Consider the following 17,403-nt stretch of genomic DNA (forward strand, 5'->3'; position numbering starts at 1 on the left):
GGCGCGTTCAAAACTCTTTTGCTCGCGCTTGCGCCTCTGGAGACAGGAAGCCACTGACGGTCGCTTTGGTCTCGAGTGCCATTGCGTCGGCAAGCGACGAATGAAAGCCTTCGTTGATGGCATGCTTGATGTCGGACACCGCGCCGGCAGGACGCTCGGCAATGGTCAGAGCCAGCTTTCTGGCTTCGTTGAGTAGTTCGGCTTCGGCCACCAGTTTCCATGCGATCCCAACCTCGAGTGCCTTTTTGGCGTCATGCCGTTCGCCCAGGATCATCAGCTCCTTGGCGACTTGCGGCCCGGCCTGCTTGGTCAACAGTGCGGTCACGCCGCCGGTCACGAAAAGCCCATAGCTGACCTCGGGGAAGAACCAGCGGGTGTCGTCGGCAAACAGCCGGAAATCGCAGTTGATGGCCCATTCGAGCGCGCCGCCCACGCACCAGCCATGCACCGCGCCAATAACGATCTTCCTGGACTGCATGATCTGCAGCGTAATGTTCTGAATGGCCTCGACCCAGGCTTGCGTCGCTGCCTCGGACGAGGTCTGTGCATCAAGGTCCTTGAGGTCGTCCCCGGAACAGAAGGCTCGTCCTTCGCCGTGGAGAATGACGACGCGGATGGCTTCGTCAGCCTCGGCGCTCGCAAGCGCTTCGGCGAGCTCATCGACAAGCTGCCTGTTCATGGCGTTGAGCCGTTCCGGCCGGTTCAGCTTGACCCAGGCAATGGGCCCGTCGTTTGTGGAAATGACTGCTTCTGTCATGACATCCCTCCTCATACGATCATTGGTTCGGCGTAAGAGCCCCAGACGTCCCGTAGCGCAGCGCAAATCTCGCCGAGCGTTGCCTTGGCTTTCACCAGTTCGATCGTCTTTGGCAGCAGGTTGATATCGTCGGATCTGGCTTGCTGGGCGAGCTCTTGCAAAAATCGCTGCACGCGACCGTTGTCGCGATTTTTCCGCACAGCATTCAAGCGATCGATCTGCAGTTGCGTGCAATCATCGTCGTAGGGATGGATGTGAACCTGCGCGGACCCGCTGGTCTCATCGACATAGCGGTTGACGCCGACCGAGATCTTCTCGCCGTTGTCGATCTTCTTGAATGTGGCATAGGCCGAGTCTGCCAGCTTCTGCTGGAACCACCCTTCCTCGACCAGCTTGATGGCGCCGCCGCGCTCATTCACTTCGTCCAGCACTTTCCAGATTTCGGTTTCCATGTCGCTCGTCAGGCGCTCGACGAAGTACGAGCCGCCGAGAGGATCGATCACGGATGTCACATTGATTTCTTCGCGGATGATCTGCTGGGTGCGGATGGCCAGCTTCATCGCCTCTTCGGTCGGGATGGCAAAGGCCTCGTCGAGACCGTTCGTGTGCATGCTCTGGCAGCCGCCGAGCACGGCACCGAGCGCCTGGATGGCGGTTCGCATGAGATTGTTGTGGTGCTCGACTTTGGTGAGGCTCATCGCCGCGGTCTGCACATGCACCCGCAGCCGCATGGATTCCGGCTTCCGGGCGTTGAAGCGCTCCGACATGATCCTGGCGTAGACGCGCCGGGCCGCCCGGAACTTGCAGATCTGCTCGAAGAAATCCTGGTGGCTGATGAAGAAGAACGACAGCCTGGGTGCGAACTCGTCGATATCCATGCCGGCATCGATGACCTCTTCGCAATAGGCGATGGTGAAGGCCATGATGAACGCGATCTCCTGAAGCGCATTCCCGCCCACGTCGGACAGGTGATAGCCGCTCAGGCTGATCGGATTGATCTTCGGCGTCGTCTTGGCAGAGTGCATGATCAGGTCGCGCAGCAGCCTGACGGCGGGCCGCACCGGATAGATCCATTCCTTCTGGGCGACATATTCCTTCAGCGGGTCTGCCTGCAGCGTCCCCGTTAACTTGTGCAGGTCATAACCGCGCTGTTCGGCGACGGCGATGAACATTGCGTAGATCACCCAGGCTGAGGGGTTGATGGTCAGGGAGACCGAGATCTTTTCAAGGTCGATACCATCGAAGAGGCGGTCGACATCGTCCACCGTGTCGATTGCGACGCCAACGCGCCCCACTTCGCCGAACGCCATCGGGTTGTCCGAGTCCAGGCCAAGCAGCGTCGGCAGATCGAAATCGGTCGAGAGTCCGGTCTGACCCGTCTGGATCATGTATTTGTAGCGCTGGTTGGTGGCCTCCGGATTACCGAAGCCCGCAACCTGCCTGATGGTCCACGGCCGCCCGCGATACATCGTCGGATAGGCGCCCCGCGTGAAAGGATAGGCGCCCGGAAAACCCAGGTCGCTTGCGGGGATATCCGCTACGTCGGCCGCGGTATAAATTCGCTTGAGCGCAATCCCGCATTCGGTTTCGTACGCCGGCTTTTCCTCCGGCCTGCTCTGCAATGCGGCGGCGAGTTCATTGCACTCCCACTCGGCCTGTTTTTCCCTGACGTCTTCGATTGCCTGCTCCGAGAACAATATCATCCCGCCCGCGCCTCACTGTCCCAACCCAGCAGCCGGTGAGCCGCAACCGACGGATCCACGTCCCTGCGCACCACCGCCTGAATGTGTGTTTCGAGCTCGTCGGCTTTCTCGTCGAATTTGAGCTGAAAGAGATGCCTGGCGGTGCCGAGTATCCGCTTCTTGCAAATGGCACGCTGGCGCTTCGCCAGTTCGCCGCTTTCCCGCAAATGCACCCAGTGCCGGCCGATGGCGCCCTTCAGATCGCCGATGCGTTCGCCCGACACCGAACTGACCGGAAGAACCGGAGTATTCCAGCCCGCGCTTGCCTTGACCGTTCCGAGGGCCATCATGCCCTTCAAAGCTGAAACCGTGGCCGAAGCCTCCGGCTTGTCGCACTTGCTGACGGCGTGTATGTCGGCGATTTCCAGGATGCCTGCCTTGATCGCCTGGATGTCGTCGCCGAGCCCCGGGGCAGACAGAACCACGATCGTGTGTGCCGCCGTCACCACCTCCACCTCGTCCTGGCCGACGCCGACGGTCTCGATGATGATTGGCGAATATCCCGCCGCATCCAGAACATCGACCGCCTGCAGGGTCGAACGGGCAAGGCCGCCGAGCTGGCCGCGTGTCGCCATGCTTCGTACGAAAGCCCGGCAAGACTGCGCCGCATCGTTCATCCGCACCCGGTCTCCCAGGATGGCGCCACCCGAATACGGGCTGCTCGGATCCACTGCAATCACCCCGACCTTGTACCCGTCCGATGCGAAGGCCTTGATTAGCGAAGAGACCAGGGTGGATTTGCCAGCGCCCGGCACGCCGGTAATGCCAACGATATGCGCCTTCCCGGTGTGCCTGTAGATCTCCGCCAGGGCATCCGAGGCTTCCGCACATCCGCCTTCGGCGCGTGAAATCATCCTGGCAACGGCCGGAACGCTGCCGGCCAGGACGCCGGGCAAAAGCTCGATCGAGGGTATGTAGGCAGCGCGCTTCGGCTGTCTCGAAGAGGTGTATGCGTTCATATGCGACCACGGGCTGCGATCAGGTTCCTGATTGTCGTCACAATCAGATCGGCCCGTGCCTCCTGCGGAACGATGGCATCGACCCCGCTGTCCGACAAAGCGGCATAGTCCTGCTCGGGAATCACGCCGCCCGCGACAACGAAAATGTGCTCGGCTTTCTGCTCCCTCAGGCAACGTCCCAATTCTCGAAACAGCGGAACATGGGAGCCGGACAAAAGACTGACCCCGATGACATCAACATCTTCCTGTATCGCCGCGTTGACGACCTCATCCGGTGATTTGTAGAGACCTGTGTAGACGACCTCCATGCCGGCATCCCGCAAGATACGAGCGACGATCTTGGCCCCGCGGTCATGGCCATCGAGCCCGAGTTTGGCAACAAGCACCCGAATCGTGCCGGGCGAATGCGCTTCGATATCCGCCATTGGGTTGGCGTGGCCCGCAATGCTCGTTTCAGCCATGGTCGGGGCGCCCTACTCTGCAGCGATGTCAGGAAGGCTTGCGGTCGTGGCAAGCCCAGATTCGATCGACTCGGAAATGATCCTCAAGCCGAGGTCCAATTCCTCCTCGGAGATCGTCAAGGGAGGCGCGATGCGAAACACTCCGCCCATTCCGGGAAGCTTGACGATGTTCATGCTCAGGCCCCGCCGAAACGCTTCGGCCGCAATCGCGGCGCCGAGCTGGTGGTCTGGATCTCTGCGCTCGCAGTTCTTGACGATCTCGACCCCGAGCATGAGGCCACGGCCACGCACGTCGCCGACGCATTCGTATCGCTGCTTCAGCCCCGACAGTCCGTCGAACAATTTCGCGCCCAGATGCCGTGCCCGATCGACGAGCTTTTCCTCTTCGACCACATCGAGCACTGCGAGCCCAACGGCCGCCGGCAGGGGGTCGGAAACATGCGTGGTGTAGAACAGGAAACCCTTGTCGTGCGCAGCCTCTTCAATTTCGGCTGTCGTCATGACAGCTGCCAAGGGAAGGCCCGCGCCGAGGGTCTTGGACAGCGTCAGTATGTCAGGAGTGACGCCGTCCCGTTGAAAGGCGAACATATCGCCAGTGCGGCCGATACCGGTCTGTGCCTCGTCCAGGATAAGCAGCATTCCACGCTCGCGGCATTTCTGCTGCAACGCTGCGATATAGCCTGGCGGCAGTTCGAGCATGCCGCCGCTCGACAGGATCGGCTCGGCGACAAAGGCTGCCAGGCTTCCCGTCGACTGACTGTCGATGAGATCAAACGCATCGTTGAGTTCAGTGAGCCAGTCGAGAGATCCGTCGGCATTCTTGAAGCGCGGCCGGAAACTGTTGGGCGCGGGGATTGCGAGCGATCCGACCGCCGCGGGTCCATACCCCTTGCGGCCAGCACTGTACGTCGCCGACGCGGCAGCTCCCGTCATGCCGTGCCAGCTCTTCGAGAAGGCCACGATCTCGTGCTTGCCGGTGACCAGCTTCGCCATCCGGATGGCTGCTTCGTTCGACTCGGCGCCCGTCGACAGCAACAACGACCGGTCGAGGCCCGGCGCCAACGCCGCAAGACGTTGCGCAAGCTCGACGACCGGGCGCGACAGCATGCCGCTGAAAAGATGCGCGACCCTTTCGACTTGCCGGCTGACCGTCGAAACGATCTTGGGGTGAGCATGCCCGAGCAGTGCGCTCATCTGTCCAGACGTGAAGTCGAGGATGGCCCTGTCGTCCGCGTCGTAGACGAATGAGCCCGCAGCGCGCTCGATGATGGCAGGTTCAAAGGTGCCGCCATACCGTATGAGGTGCTTCTGCGCCGAAGCCCAAAACCCGCGATCCAAGTTCTTTGACATCTCACAGCCCCGCTAAGCGTTCAACAGAACAATTAGCGGCTGGCATGGGTGCAGTAAAATTGATAGTAATCGGATTCAGATATCAGCGGAATTGATATGCAGGCTCCACTTGATCTCAGGCTGCTGGCAACATTCGTTCGTGCGGCCCACTCGGGAACCCTCAGTGCGACAGCGGTACAGGTCGGACGTACGCAGTCGGCGGTGACCATGCAGATACAACGGCTTGAGGAAGCTCTCGGCCAAAGTCTGTTTCACCGAAGCGGCAGCGGGGTCCGCCTCACCGGCAGCGGAGAGCGCTTCCTGGCCTATGCCGAGCGCATTCTCAAAATCCATGACGAAGCGATTTCGGCGCTCTCGGACAAGGGCTTGCACGGTTCGATAACTTTCGGCAGCCCCGAAGACTATCTGAGCGCGTTCTTCCCCGCACTCTTGAAGAGCTTCGGAACCAGATACCCCGATGTCGAGATCAAGGTCGTTTCGGCGCCGACAGTTGAATTGCGAACGCTTCTGCACTCGCGCCAGATCGACCTGGCGCTTGTTTCGACTCCGAACCCAAGCGACGCGCAAGATGTCGTGCGGACAGAACCGCTCGTATGGGTGGGCAGCAAGCCGACCCTGGAGCTTCACGATTTTGGCGACACCATTCCCATGGCCTTGCCGGCGTCGAACGCCATGGACCACAAGGCAGCCTGCGAGGCCATGGCGCGCGCCGGGATACGCTACAAAATATCCTATGCGAGCAATAGTCTTGCCGGATTGATTGCGGTCGCGCGGTCCGGTCTGGCTATAAGCGTGATGACGCTAGAGGCGGTTCCATCCGATCTCTTTATTTTGAACACGCCCCTTCCTCAGCTACCTAGCCTTGGAGTCCTGATCGCTTTTTCCGAATCCGAACGATCGCCTGCGGTCGAGGCATTCGCCAACCACATCCGAAGCGTTCTTCCATCCCTCTAAGACCGTCGATATCCACACGTGGGATTGAAAAGCACACCGCGCAGCTTGTCATCGAAACTCGAAGGGCATCGTCGAGCCTGACTGGTTGGAACCCTTCGCAGAGACATCGCGGCAGCAAGGCCTCAGCGCACGTCCGGTACGCAAATGGCTGGATGGCTACAGGTCAACATCCCCGGCGATTCCGGAAACGCTGAGGCAAGCGTCCCCTATCACTTGGCGCAGTGCGTTGAGCGCGCGATCGCTTTGCCTTCGACGACAACATTCCAACAAACACCAGAGCTGATGCTGAGCGCGTTCCCCCGCCAACACGACTGATGCTTGATCAGAAATGACGTGAAGAACAGCTACATGAACCTCCGAGATTTTGGTGAGCAAATTCTTATCGTCGCAGCACAGCATGAGACGCATGTGGAAATCCAACGCCAGCTTCACCCGTGACCGGGCTATTGTTGACAGTTCACATTGGACCAGAATGCGCTCGGCATCGACAATGTCATCGCCACTCAACCGCGGAGTTGCGAGCTTGAGCGCAAACGGCTCGTACAATAGTCGCTGTTGCAGGAACGCAACTAGTTGACGCATGTGGTTAAGGTCCGGTGGTCGTTGGTTCAGCGAAGCTGGCACCGAAGGCTGTTGGCCTTCGGATATACTGCGCGGATCGCCAGCACGGCCGCGAGTCAGCAGCAGGGCATCGAACGTTGACGTGGCGACGCCATTCCCGTGGCAGGCGGCAACGCCGACATGATGCTTGAACTCCGCAACTGAGAGCCGCGTATACTGCGCGAACGTGTATGCCAAACGGCTAGTTCGACGCGCCAAACCGCACGTGAGGGGGTTATGGGTTTGATGCCTACGTTCCCGCGATCTGAGAAACTGGGGAGCAAGAGATCGGCGCGACTTCTACCAGCTCGCCGAAATGTACTGGGTCTCCATGAATTCGAGCATTCCCTCATGGCCACCTTCACGACCGAGCCCAGACTGCTTAACACCTCCAAAAGGGGCAGCCGGATCAGACACCAGGCCTCGATTGAGCCCAACCATTCCGTATTCCAATCGCTCGCAAATCTGGAGAGCGTGCCTCATATCTTCCGAGAACACATAGGCGACTAAGCCGTACTCCGTGTTGTTCGCTCTACGGATAACGTCTTCGTCTTCCTTGAAGGTTTGGATCGCCGCTACCGGCCCGAATATCTCGTCGTGGACACAGGCAGCGTCCTCCGGGACGTTTGACAACACGGTAGGAGGATAGAAGAAGCCTTTACCTTCCGGTATCACTCCACCTGTTTCGATCTTGGCGCCGCGTGACACGGCGTCCTCGACGAATCGGGCCACCTTGTCCCGGGTGCTGGCATTGACCAGCGGGCCAACATCGATCCCGTCCAGTATGCCGTCGCCAACCTTGAGCCGCGCCATCTCGCGCGTCAGCCTCTGCGTGAACTCGGCAGCGATATCGTCATGGACGTAGATGCGGTTCGCGGCAGTACAGGCCTCGCCGAGATTGCGCATCTTGGCCCGCATGGTGCCCTCGATGGCAATGTCAAGATTTGCGTCGTCAAAAACGATCAATGGCGCATTTCCGCCGAGTTCCATGGCCGGCTTCAGGATCTGATCGGCCGCCGAATGCAGGAGCTTTCGCCCCACACTGGTCGAGCCCGTAAAGCTCACGACGCGAACCCGCTTGTCATGAAGAAGATGGTCGACCAGCTCGGCCGGCCGCGAGGTTGGAAGTACGTTTACCAGCCCCTTGGGAACGCCTGCTTCTTCCAGCAACGGCATGAGCGCAAGCATTGTAAGCGGCGTCTCGGACGCGGGCTTTATCACGACGGCGCAGCCGGCAGCCAGCGCCGGGGCAATCTTCCTGGTGCCCATGGCAGCTGGATAGTTCCAGGGCGTGATGAGAACGGCGATGCCGGCCGGCCTTTGCTGGACGAGGATTCTCGCGCCGGAATCCGGAGCATGCTTCACGAGGCCGTCGACTCGGACCGCTTCCTCGGAAAACCACCGAAAGAACTCCGCTGCGTATTTTGCCTCGGCCGTTGCGTCGGCTTTGGCCTTGCCGTTTTCCAGCGTGATCAGGTGGGCGAACTCATTCAGTCGCGCCGACATCAACTCCCAGGCTTTCCGCAACACCTCGGACCGATGCCGCGGGGTTTGTCTCGACCAAAAGTCCATTGCCGCTTCCGCAGCGTCCAGGGCCGCGTCCGCATCAGGGATGTCAGCCGAAGCGACTGATGCCAAAACGGATTCGTTCGCCGGATTGATTACATCGAAGCGGGCCTTCGTGGAACCGGCCCGCCAGGTTCCGTCGATATACAGGTCAGTGTATTTCATCGTGGGTTCCGGTTGGAAACTTTATTCGACAAGGCAGCTCACGGGGCGCTCAGGGTCTTCTCGATATCACCCGAAAAGCCGACATCGCAGGCGCCGCCCCCTTGCGTCTTCCCTGCCAGCGGACCCAAGGGCTCGCCGTTCTTGAGAATATCCGCAAGGTAGTCTTCCGCATTCGAGCGAGGCTTGAATTTGAGCCAAGCGACATGGGAGTTGTCGACCCGCGCGCGGGTGTTCCTGGAGACGCCGTAGACAACGTAGTAGTGATGCTCGGGCGCTTTGATGCATTGTTCGAAAAGATGGATCCCGTCCTCATGACTCAGCCATGTCGATAGCATCCGCATGTCGGTTGGCTTGGGTTCAAACGACGCCACGCGCACGCAAGCTACCGACAGGCCGTACTTGTCCGCGTAGAGGCTGGCGAGGGCCTCACCACACGCCTTGGACACACCGTAATAGCCACTGGGACGTATGCGCACGGTCTCATCGATCGTCTTTTCGAGTGGGTGGAAGCCTACGGCCTGCACCGAGCTCGCGAACACCACGCGCTTCACGCCTGCGCGCCGGGCAGCTTCGAAAACGGCATAAGTGAGGGAGTAGTTGAGGGGAAAGATAGTCTCCCAGGGTGCTTCCTCGGGAAAGGCCGCCAGATGGACGACGACATCGACGCCGTCCATGGCTTCGATCATTTCCGGCAGATTTGTGGCGTCAGCGTTCCATATCTCCTCGCGATCACCGGGTGTTCCGAGATTGGCGATGTCGAGCAGACGCAAGGTGCGATCGGCATTGGCCAGGCCATTCCTCAGTACGCGCCCGAGGCGCCCTGCCGCGCCGGTGATAAGAATTCTCTGCAAAGCACAGCCCCTTCAATTTCCGTTGAATGCGAGCTTGAAAGCTAACCCGCGTAACGATTCATCGGCACGCCCGCCACGCCGGCGTCGTAGGCGAAGACATTTCCGGCCAGCGGCTGCCGCAGGAGATCCTCCTCCGTAAGATCCTCGCGCGCGGTGGTAATGAACAACGTGGACATGTCCGGGCCACCGAACGTGCAGGATGTGACATTCTGAGCGGGAAGTTCAACCGTCAGCAAGACGTCGCCGGACGGCGAGTAGCGTGTCACTTTCGCGCCCGCGAAATGCGCGCTCCACAGACATCCCTCGACGTCTATCGTCGCGCCATCTGGACGGCCTTGGCCGTGAGGCACCGTGGCAAACACCCGCTCGTTGCTCATTCTTCCCGACTGAACGTCGTAGTCGAAAGCGAGAATGTTCAGCGTCGGCGTGTCAGTGAAATACATTGTCCGGCCATCCGGGCTCCAGGCGAATCCGTTGCTGGTTTTGATGCCGTCGCGCACCTTCGTGACGCTACGGTCAGCGTCCACCCTGTACATGGAGGCGATGGGACGTCTTTGGGATGGATCGGAGACCTCGTGAATGCTCCCGCACCAGAAGCGACCCACCGGATCGCACTTACCATCGTTCATGCGGTTCCCTGGGAAAGGCTCCTCGGGCGTTGAAAAATGCTCGCAAGCGCCCGAGTCGAGATCATAGATGGCAAACCCGTCGCGTGTGCCGGTAATGATGCTCTGCCCATCTTTCCTAAGGGCGATGGACCCGAACTCGAAAGGCGTTTTCCAAGTCTTGACCGCTGCTGTCGCAGAATCATAGCGGTGCAAAATTTTCTCGGTGATATCCACCCAGTAGAGGCACTGCTGATCAACATCCCAGACCGGGCACTCGCCGAGGGTGTTGTGTACGACAGCTATGCACTTAAGTCCGGTCTGCATGATATGTCCCAGTTTTGTAGGAGCGGGTAATTCTGTGGAGTTGCTCGACGGCCGCCTCTATATCCGCGCCCGTTAGATCGCGATGCGTGACAAAGCGCAGCCTTTTGCCTTTGGGCTGGAGGACCAACACACCGGCTTCCGCCATGAGGATGTGGAAAGCCCGCGGGTCGCCAAACGCGTCTGGCACGTAGGCCATGACGATATTGGTTTCGACGTCGGACAGACTAACCTCTAGCCCGACCTCCTTCAGTCCTGCCGCCAGACGCTTCGCATTGCGATGGTCGATACCGAGATCGTCAATATTTTCCCGCAACGCCATCAAGCCCGCCGCAGCAAAAATGCCGGCCTGGCGCATCCCCCCGCCGACCATCTGACGCCACCGGCGCGCTTCCTCGATGAGTTCCCGGCTGCCCGCGACAATCGCTCCGCCTGGAGCGCCGAGGCCTTTCGAGAGGCAAAAGGTAACACTGTGAGCCGGGTCCGCGAGATCGGATGGTTTGCATGACAGCGCGACTGCTGCGTTGAAGAGCCTGGCCCCGTCGATGTGGAACACCATGCCACGGGCGGAAGCGAAATCCCTGACCTGCGTGAGATAATCCGCATCGAGGCAGCGGCCACCCTCGCCATTGTGGGTGTTCTCGACGCAGATCAGCTTGAGGACCGGATTGAGGACCGACGGCCTCTGGTTGCTTGCCAGCAAAGGCGCGAAGCTAGTCAACAGTTCCAGCGGGTACCGGCCATCTGGCGTCGGTAGCGGGTGGGAGGTTAGTCCGCACACGGCCGCCAGATGACCGGTTTCATTGATATGGATATGCGAGGAATTGCTGACGATCGCGGCCGATCCGTGCGGCACCTGCGCCCTGATCGACACCAGGTTGCCCATCGTGCCGCTGAGCACAAACAGCGCCGCTTCCTTGCCAACCAGTTCCGCCGCATATTCTTCCAAAGCGCGGATTGTCGGATCTTCACGATAGTAATCGTCGCCGACTTCCGCGCCGGCCATGCAGGCCCGCATCGCCTTATTCGGCATGGTCAGCGTGTCGCTTCTGAAATCCAATTGTCTCGACATTCCGCTCTTCCAGCATGTGCTCGTGGTGTGACAATATCGAGCCGGAATGAGGAAATTCGGCATAAGTTGACCTTAGAATGAAATCGCGTACGAATTCTGCGTATCGAATTGGCAGAAAATTTCACCGCCCAAAGTTAGGATGCTTGGAATGTCGACCAGACGCGCGGACCTCGACCAGATTGATCGCAAGATCTTGAACCGGCTGCAACGCGACAGCACGGTCACCAATGCCAAGCTCGCCGCGGACGTCGGGACGTCGGCAGCGTCCTGTCTTCGCAGGGTCCGTCGTCTGCGTGAAACCGGCTACATCGAGCGGGAGATCGCGCTGGTCAATCCTGACAAGGTCGGCCCCAGGCTTGTGACCATTACGGAAGTTCGGCTCAACAGCATCGATCGGCGCTCTCGAGACGAAGCAATCCGCCTGATCAAAAACATCCCGGAAGTGATCATCTGCTACAATGTCACAGGCAGCCGGGACTTGCTGCTTGTTTCCGTTTTCACGGACATGGCAGACTTCGAGCGAACGATCACGGAGCCGCTGTCAACCGTTCCCCAGATACAATCCATCAACAGCTACTTCGCGATCAAGACAGTCAAGTTCGAACCGATCATTCAGTTCGATGAAACGCGGTAGGGTAGGATCCGGAACCTCCGCCCTTCCACACATATTTGCCCGTCGGTCGTAGAGCGCATCAGCACGCAGTTGAAGCATGGCTGCAGGCCTGCGCGCGATTGAGCGACGGCGAAGTTTCCGCGCTTACGACGCCCCCTTCTCAGCGAGAACATCTGCCGGCCGTCTGCCGCGCTTTCGAAGTGCCGTCGACCATGCGCGGTAGGCCAACATCCGCTTCCCGGCCCAAATGAAATCCACGGACAAATTTGGAAGCAGATTTGTTGATTTGTTCCATTTCCAACGCACCTTTGAAAGAAACTGGATCGGGTAGTTTGCAAACATCGACATGACGCTTGGAACCGCAACATGGCAAAGGTCTGGTGAATGCCAATCGGGATCGATCTCACTGCGGCCAGGCATGTCTCTGGACGAAAAGGCGAAGCGCTCGTTTCGACAAGGACGCGTCCAGCCGAAGGTTGTCTGGGCCGTGCACTAACCTGTTTCGACAGGGGGTTCCGTTGAGCGCGGTTGATCCAATCATCCAGATTGTCGACGTCGACAAGTTCTACGGTGACTTCAAAGCGCTGTCAGATGTGACGCTCAACGTGCGCAGCGGTGAGCGTGTCGTGATCTGTGGGCCTTCTGGCTCGGGAAAGTCCACGCTTATCCGGTGTATCAACCACCTGGAGAAGCATGACGGCGGCAAGATCATCGTCGACGGCGTGGAACTGACTGAGGATACAAAAGACATCCGGGCCGTGCGCCAGGAGGTTGGAATGGTATTCCAGCAATTCAATCTGTTCCCGCACCTGACGGTGCTTGAAAACCTGACGATCGGGCCGATACGGGTCAAAAAGACAAGCCGGGCCCAGGCAGAGGCGACTGCGAGGAAGTACCTCGAACGGGTCCACATTCCTGAACAAGCCAACAAGAAACCCAGCCAACTCTCGGGTGGTCAACAGCAGCGCGTGGCAATCGCGCGATCACTCTGCATGGAGCCGAAAATCATGCTTTTCGACGAGCCTACATCGGCACTCGATCCCGAGATGATCAACGAAGTTCTGGAAGTCATGGTCGAACTGGCCGAGTCCGGCATGACGATGATTTGCGTCACGCACGAGATGGGCTTTGCCCGCCGTGTGGCCGACAAGATGGTCTTCATGGAGAACGGGAAGGTGATCGAAGTTGCACCGCCGGAGCAATTCTTCTCCGCCCCCTCAAGCGAGCGCTGCAGGATCTTCCTGGATCAGATTCTTCGGCATTGAAGGAATTGGGGATCATATTTCAATGAAATATGAACGACGAAAGTACACGCTATCGAGGATCGGTAATTCTCTCCCTGTCTCTCTGTGCATCTATGTCTTGATCGTATTTCTCATCTGCAGGGCCGCGCTGACCGGTTCCGAGGCGATGGGATACAATTGGCAGTGGTACCGAGTTCCACAATTTCTCTATCGCCACACCGAGGACGGCTTCCAGCTGGGGGAATTGGTTTGGGGCCTCTGGGGAACGATAAAGCTGTCTGTGCTGGCCTTCGCTTTGGCAACGATCCTGGGACTCGGAATAGTTCTTCTAAGATTGTCAAAATTGGTTGTCGGCTCCGCGGTGGCAACTGTCTACCTGGAGATAGTGCGCAATACTCCGATTCTGATCCTTCTATATCTGTTCTATTACATACTTGGACAGATATTCAATTTTGATCGCTTTACGGCTGCGGTGTTGTGCCTGGCGGCCTATCATGCGGCACTAATCTCGGAGGTCTTCAGGGCTGGCATAAAGTCCGTGCCCCAAGGCCAATGGGAGGCCGCGCGATCCATCGGGATGTCGGATTCGCTGGCTTTTCGAAAAATCATCCTGCCCCAAACCATCAAGATCGTGCTGCCGCCACTGACGGGCGAGGCAATAAATCTTGTTAAAAGCTCTGCTATTGTAAGTGTTATCGCGGTGTCAGAACTTACTACAGTCGGAAGAAATCTGATTTCAGATACGTATATGAGTTTTGAGATTTGGTTTACGATTGCCATAATCTACGCGATCCTGACATTGTTGTTATCTATACTTGCGAACTTAATAGAAAAAAGACTCGAAAATTAACAATCGGGCGAAAATCAGAAACTACGAACCACAGAGAGGACGATATGAAAACCGGACTGAAACTCATAGCGGCACTTACAGCCTCGCTTGTCATGACGCTGCCGGCGCTATCACAAACGAAGCAGCCAACCCAGCAGGCGCTTTCCAAGGAAAGCGTCATTGAAACGATCAAAGAGCGTGGTGTGATGAAAGTGGGGCTCTCACTTTTCACGCCTTGGGCCATCCGGGCGAAAAATGGTGAACTCATCGGATTCGAAATAGACGTCGCAAAGAAGCTCGCGGCCGACATGGGCGTCGATGTCGAGTTCTACCCCACCGCATGGGACGGGATCATTCCCGCGCTTATTGCCGGCAATTTCGATGTGATCATTTCGGGCATGTCGGTCACAGCCCAGCGCAACATGACCGTCAACTTCACCGACAACTATTCGACCACCGGCGTTCAGCTTGTGGCCAACAAGAAGCTCACCGAAGGCAAGAAGAGTCTGGAAGACTTCAATGATCCCTCGGTTACGTTCGCGGGGCGCCGGGGCGCGACCACGTCGGTTGCAGTCACGGATAATTTCCCGAAGGCCAAGTTGGTCCTGTTCGACGACGAGCGCGCCGCCATCCAGGAACTGATCGACGGAAGGGCGGCTGCGATCCTCGATACACCGCCGAACCCGGCGCGTTATGCCCGCGAATATCCAGACACCATCTATCTGCCATTCCCCGATATCGATTTCGACAAGCGCGGAGAAGGCTTCGCGGTCCGCAAGGGTGACATCGATGCTCTCAACTTCTTCAACAACTGGATCGCGCAGGAGTGGCGGACTGACTGGCTGAAGAAACGCCACGACTACTGGTTTACGACCGACGGCTGGTACGACCAGGTCGATAGCCCGAACTAATCGCCACATGACCCCACGGGCGCTTCTGTCCGTGGGGTCAGCTACCTGTATGGGGTCAGGATGCTTCGCCTTCGAGATCTTCGTTTTTGGGACTATATGATTCTCGTCATCATCAGCATCTTCGTGGTGCTGGTGTGGGCAAAGATCGAAGGCGGCCTCCGGTACAACTGGCGTTGGCACGTCATCCCGAACTACATCTTCCGGTATGACGAAAGTCAGGGGCGCTGGATGGCGGGCACCCTGTTCAATGGCTTGCTTACTACCATTCGTATCTGCATCTACGCCACCGTATTTGCGGTCATTCTGGGCACGATTCTGGGCGTGGCGCGCTGCTCCCAGACCCTGGTTACGCGGATGCTGGCAAGAACCTATGTCGAGGTGCTGCGCAACGTTCCCCCTGTCGTTGTCATCTTCATTTTCTTCTTCTTCCTGTCAGAGCAGATCATATCTGCGCTCAACGTCGAGGGGTGGGCACGGGGTATCGCACGCCAGGAGAACAACGGAATTTGGTTGTTCTTTTTTGGCGACATGAGACAGTTTCCCTCGCTTGTGTCGGGGGTCATGGTTCTGGCCTTGTTCGAAAGCGCCTTCATCGGCGAGATCATCAGGGCCGGTATCCAGTCGATACCCAAGGGACAGACCGAAGCCGCACAGTCTCTTGGCATGGGGACGCTTGACCTGCTGCGGTTCATCATCCTGCCTCAAGCGATCCACAAAGTGCTGCCTCCACTGGCCAGTCAGTTCATCACCCTGATCAAGGACAGCACCATCATCTCCCTGATTTCGGTGCACGATCTCACCTACAGCACCGTCGAGTTGGTCGTATCCACGCACGCCATTTTCGAAGCCTGGCTATCCACCGCAGCCATGTACTTCCTTCTGTGTTTTGGAATGTCGCTGTTCTTCCGACGACTGGAGAAGCGTGGACCCTGATGCTCCCCATGAACCTTCTCCGCCTCGCGCCGCAAATGCTCAAGACAAAGGTATGAACGATGCTCACAGTAGTTAGAAACATCGACGTCATTGATGGGACTGGATCGGCGCCGCTTCGAAACAGGACAGTCATCGTCGAGGACAGCCGCATCAGATCGGTCGAGGAGGGCGGCTGGAGCGGGGCTGCTGACGTAGAGATTGACGGCCGCGGAAAGACCTTGCTCCCCGGGCTTATGGACATGCACATCCATTTGAACATTCCGGCCAGCCCATATGAAGCCGACAAATATGACATGAAGCTGAGCAACAAATCGAGCGCCCTGGGCGCGCTCTATTCGATCGACAATGCGCGAGACCTGATCGCCAGGGGGGTGACGACCGTGCGAGACGTTGGGGCGCACGGCCATGGCATTTTCGCCCTCAAGCAACTGATTGACCAAGGTCGCACCGTGGGCCCACGCATCTATTCATGCGGCAGGGGGATCAACATGACCGGTGGGCACGGCCCCCGCCTGTGCGTGGCGGCCGACGGCCCAGACGAGGTTCGGCACCAGACACGCAAGCAGATGATGGCCGGGGCTGAGATCATCAAGTTCATGGCCTCGGGGGCGGCCGCGGAAGCTTGGGAAAGCCCTTACGACGTTCACCTGACCGAGGCGGAAATGGCGGCCGGTGTCCAGGAAGCGCATGCGCGAGGGGCAACGACCGCAGCGCATGCCGTCAATCCCCAGTCGATCATCAATTCGGTGAACGCCGGCATAGATTCTATCGAACACGGCGTGCTGGCCGACGAGGCCGCGTTGAAGCTGATGCTCGAACGGGAAGTGCACCTCGTCCCGACCATTTGGACGTTCCAGATGCTTGCCGCCCAGGGCTCCGTCATCGGCATGGAGGCGTGGTTCATGAAGGAAATCGCCTCGCGAATGAGAACTCACCTCGAGGTCGTCTCGCTCGCGCACAAGATGGGCATCCAGCTGGCCGTGGGCACCGATAGCGCGCTTCCCGTCAATCCTGCGGCGTCCGTGGTTTGGGAGATGCAGTGGCTCATCCATTGCGGCCTCACAAACCTGGAAGCCATCAGGGCTGCGACATTGAACGGGGCTCAGCTTCTGGAGATCGAGAACAAGGTCGGCACCATTGCTCCGGATATGCTGGCCGACATCCTCGTCGTCGACGGTGACCCCAGCCTCGATATCAAACATTTGCACAATGTTGACATCGTGATGAGAGCCGGGTCGATCCTCGTCAAGAAAGGCCAGATCGTTGGCAACAATGAGCGAATGATATCGGACCCGAACAATCCTCCCGACGGACCTTATCCGCCGAGCTAGGAGCGCTCGCGCATCCCGGGCCATAGGCGGACCGGGGCGCCAATCTGTGAAGTGTTCAACCAGCCGACAACGATCCTTGAGACGGACTGGAAGAACAGGCACCGGGCATTGCGAACGGTATTTGCCTCGGTAATGT

17 protein-coding genes are annotated in these 17,403 nt (G+C 58.6%); 7 read left to right on the forward strand and 10 right to left on the reverse strand.

The features are described from left to right. Positions 1–7: 7 nt before the first annotated feature. The 5 genes from NKH42_RS00980 to NKH42_RS01000 are packed head-to-tail and all read right to left on the reverse strand — an operon-like array spanning position 8 to position 5,269. Positions 8–757, reverse strand: coding sequence for an enoyl-CoA hydratase/isomerase family protein (locus NKH42_RS00980; RefSeq protein WP_352973797.1), 750 nt, complete (start codon positions 755–757; stop codon positions 8–10). Between the two features lie 11 nt (positions 758–768). Continuing rightward, positions 769–2,460, reverse strand: coding sequence for a methylmalonyl-CoA mutase family protein (locus tag NKH42_RS00985; protein ID WP_352973799.1), 1,692 nt, complete (start codon positions 2,458–2,460; stop codon positions 769–771). Beyond that, complete coding sequence (gene meaB / locus NKH42_RS00990) at positions 2,457–3,458, reverse strand: methylmalonyl Co-A mutase-associated GTPase MeaB (RefSeq protein ID WP_352973800.1); 1,002 nt, start codon at positions 3,456–3,458, stop codon at positions 2,457–2,459. Before meaB ends, NKH42_RS00985 begins: the two co-directional genes overlap by 4 nt. Beyond that, complete coding sequence (locus NKH42_RS00995) at positions 3,455–3,919, reverse strand: cobalamin B12-binding domain-containing protein (RefSeq protein WP_352973801.1); 465 nt, start codon at positions 3,917–3,919, stop codon at positions 3,455–3,457. Before NKH42_RS00995 ends, meaB begins: the two co-directional genes overlap by 4 nt. 12 nt (positions 3,920–3,931) lie before the next feature. Continuing rightward, positions 3,932–5,269: an aspartate aminotransferase family protein gene (locus NKH42_RS01000; protein ID WP_352973804.1), complete on the reverse strand. Its 1,338-nt coding sequence runs from the start codon at positions 5,267–5,269 to the stop codon at positions 3,932–3,934. A gap of 96 nt (positions 5,270–5,365) precedes the next feature. Here NKH42_RS01000 and NKH42_RS01005 point away from each other — a divergent pair, with 96 nt between their 5' ends. Further along, positions 5,366–6,223 (forward strand): LysR family transcriptional regulator, encoded by an 858-nt coding sequence (locus NKH42_RS01005; protein WP_352973806.1) that lies wholly within the window; start codon positions 5,366–5,368, stop codon positions 6,221–6,223. A 156-nt stretch (positions 6,224–6,379) separates the two neighbouring features. Here the strand turns inward: NKH42_RS01005 and NKH42_RS01010 are convergent, their stop codons facing one another. The 5 genes from NKH42_RS01010 to NKH42_RS01030 form a co-directional block, all read right to left on the reverse strand. After that, positions 6,380–7,021: an FCD domain-containing protein gene (locus NKH42_RS01010; RefSeq protein ID WP_352973809.1), complete on the reverse strand. Its 642-nt coding sequence runs from the start codon at positions 7,019–7,021 to the stop codon at positions 6,380–6,382. A gap of 102 nt (positions 7,022–7,123) precedes the next feature. After that, positions 7,124–8,554, reverse strand: coding sequence for an NAD-dependent succinate-semialdehyde dehydrogenase (locus tag NKH42_RS01015; RefSeq protein ID WP_352973811.1), 1,431 nt, complete (start codon positions 8,552–8,554; stop codon positions 7,124–7,126). Between the two features lie 38 nt (positions 8,555–8,592). Beyond that, positions 8,593–9,405 carry an NAD-dependent epimerase/dehydratase family protein gene (locus NKH42_RS01020; RefSeq protein ID WP_352973812.1) on the reverse strand — a complete coding sequence of 271 codons (813 nt, stop codon included), beginning with the start codon at positions 9,403–9,405 and terminating at the stop codon, positions 8,593–8,595. A 41-nt stretch (positions 9,406–9,446) separates the two neighbouring features. Then, a complete protein-coding gene (locus tag NKH42_RS01025) occupies positions 9,447–10,337 on the reverse strand; it encodes an SMP-30/gluconolactonase/LRE family protein (RefSeq protein ID WP_352973814.1) in 891 nt (296 codons plus the stop codon). Beyond that, a complete protein-coding gene (locus tag NKH42_RS01030; RefSeq protein WP_352973815.1) occupies positions 10,321–11,406 on the reverse strand; it encodes a GntG family PLP-dependent aldolase in 1,086 nt (361 codons plus the stop codon). The genes NKH42_RS01025 and NKH42_RS01030 overlap by 17 nt, the downstream gene beginning before the upstream one ends. Before the next feature lie 148 nt (positions 11,407–11,554). Between NKH42_RS01030 and NKH42_RS01035 the strand changes: the two genes are divergently transcribed. The 6 genes from NKH42_RS01035 to NKH42_RS01060 all read left to right on the forward strand — a co-directional run bounded on the left by NKH42_RS01035 (position 11,555) and on the right by NKH42_RS01060 (position 17,267). Next, positions 11,555–12,040, forward strand: a complete 486-nt coding sequence (locus NKH42_RS01035) for an Lrp/AsnC family transcriptional regulator (RefSeq protein ID WP_352973817.1) — start codon at positions 11,555–11,557, stop codon at positions 12,038–12,040. A gap of 497 nt (positions 12,041–12,537) precedes the next feature. Further along, positions 12,538–13,284: an amino acid ABC transporter ATP-binding protein gene (locus tag NKH42_RS01040; RefSeq protein ID WP_352973818.1), complete on the forward strand. Its 747-nt coding sequence runs from the start codon at positions 12,538–12,540 to the stop codon at positions 13,282–13,284. A gap of 22 nt (positions 13,285–13,306) precedes the next feature. Beyond that, positions 13,307–14,113, forward strand: a complete 807-nt coding sequence (locus NKH42_RS01045; protein ID WP_352973819.1) for an amino acid ABC transporter permease — start codon at positions 13,307–13,309, stop codon at positions 14,111–14,113. 44 nt (positions 14,114–14,157) lie between these two features. After that, positions 14,158–15,003, forward strand: coding sequence for a transporter substrate-binding domain-containing protein (locus NKH42_RS01050; protein ID WP_352973821.1), 846 nt, complete (start codon positions 14,158–14,160; stop codon positions 15,001–15,003). Between the two features lie 96 nt (positions 15,004–15,099). After that, positions 15,100–15,936 carry an amino acid ABC transporter permease gene (locus NKH42_RS01055; RefSeq protein ID WP_352973822.1) on the forward strand — a complete coding sequence of 279 codons (837 nt, stop codon included), beginning with the start codon at positions 15,100–15,102 and terminating at the stop codon, positions 15,934–15,936. 59 nt (positions 15,937–15,995) lie between these two features. Then, on the forward strand, positions 15,996–17,267 hold the full coding sequence (locus NKH42_RS01060; protein WP_352973823.1) for an amidohydrolase family protein: 1,272 nt from the start codon (positions 15,996–15,998) through the stop codon (positions 17,265–17,267). The last annotated feature ends 136 nt before the right edge of the window (positions 17,268–17,403 follow it).

The sequence above is a fragment of the Mesorhizobium sp. M1142 genome, from assembly GCF_040318565.1.
Taxonomy (GTDB): Bacteria; Pseudomonadota; Alphaproteobacteria; order Rhizobiales; family Rhizobiaceae; genus Mesorhizobium.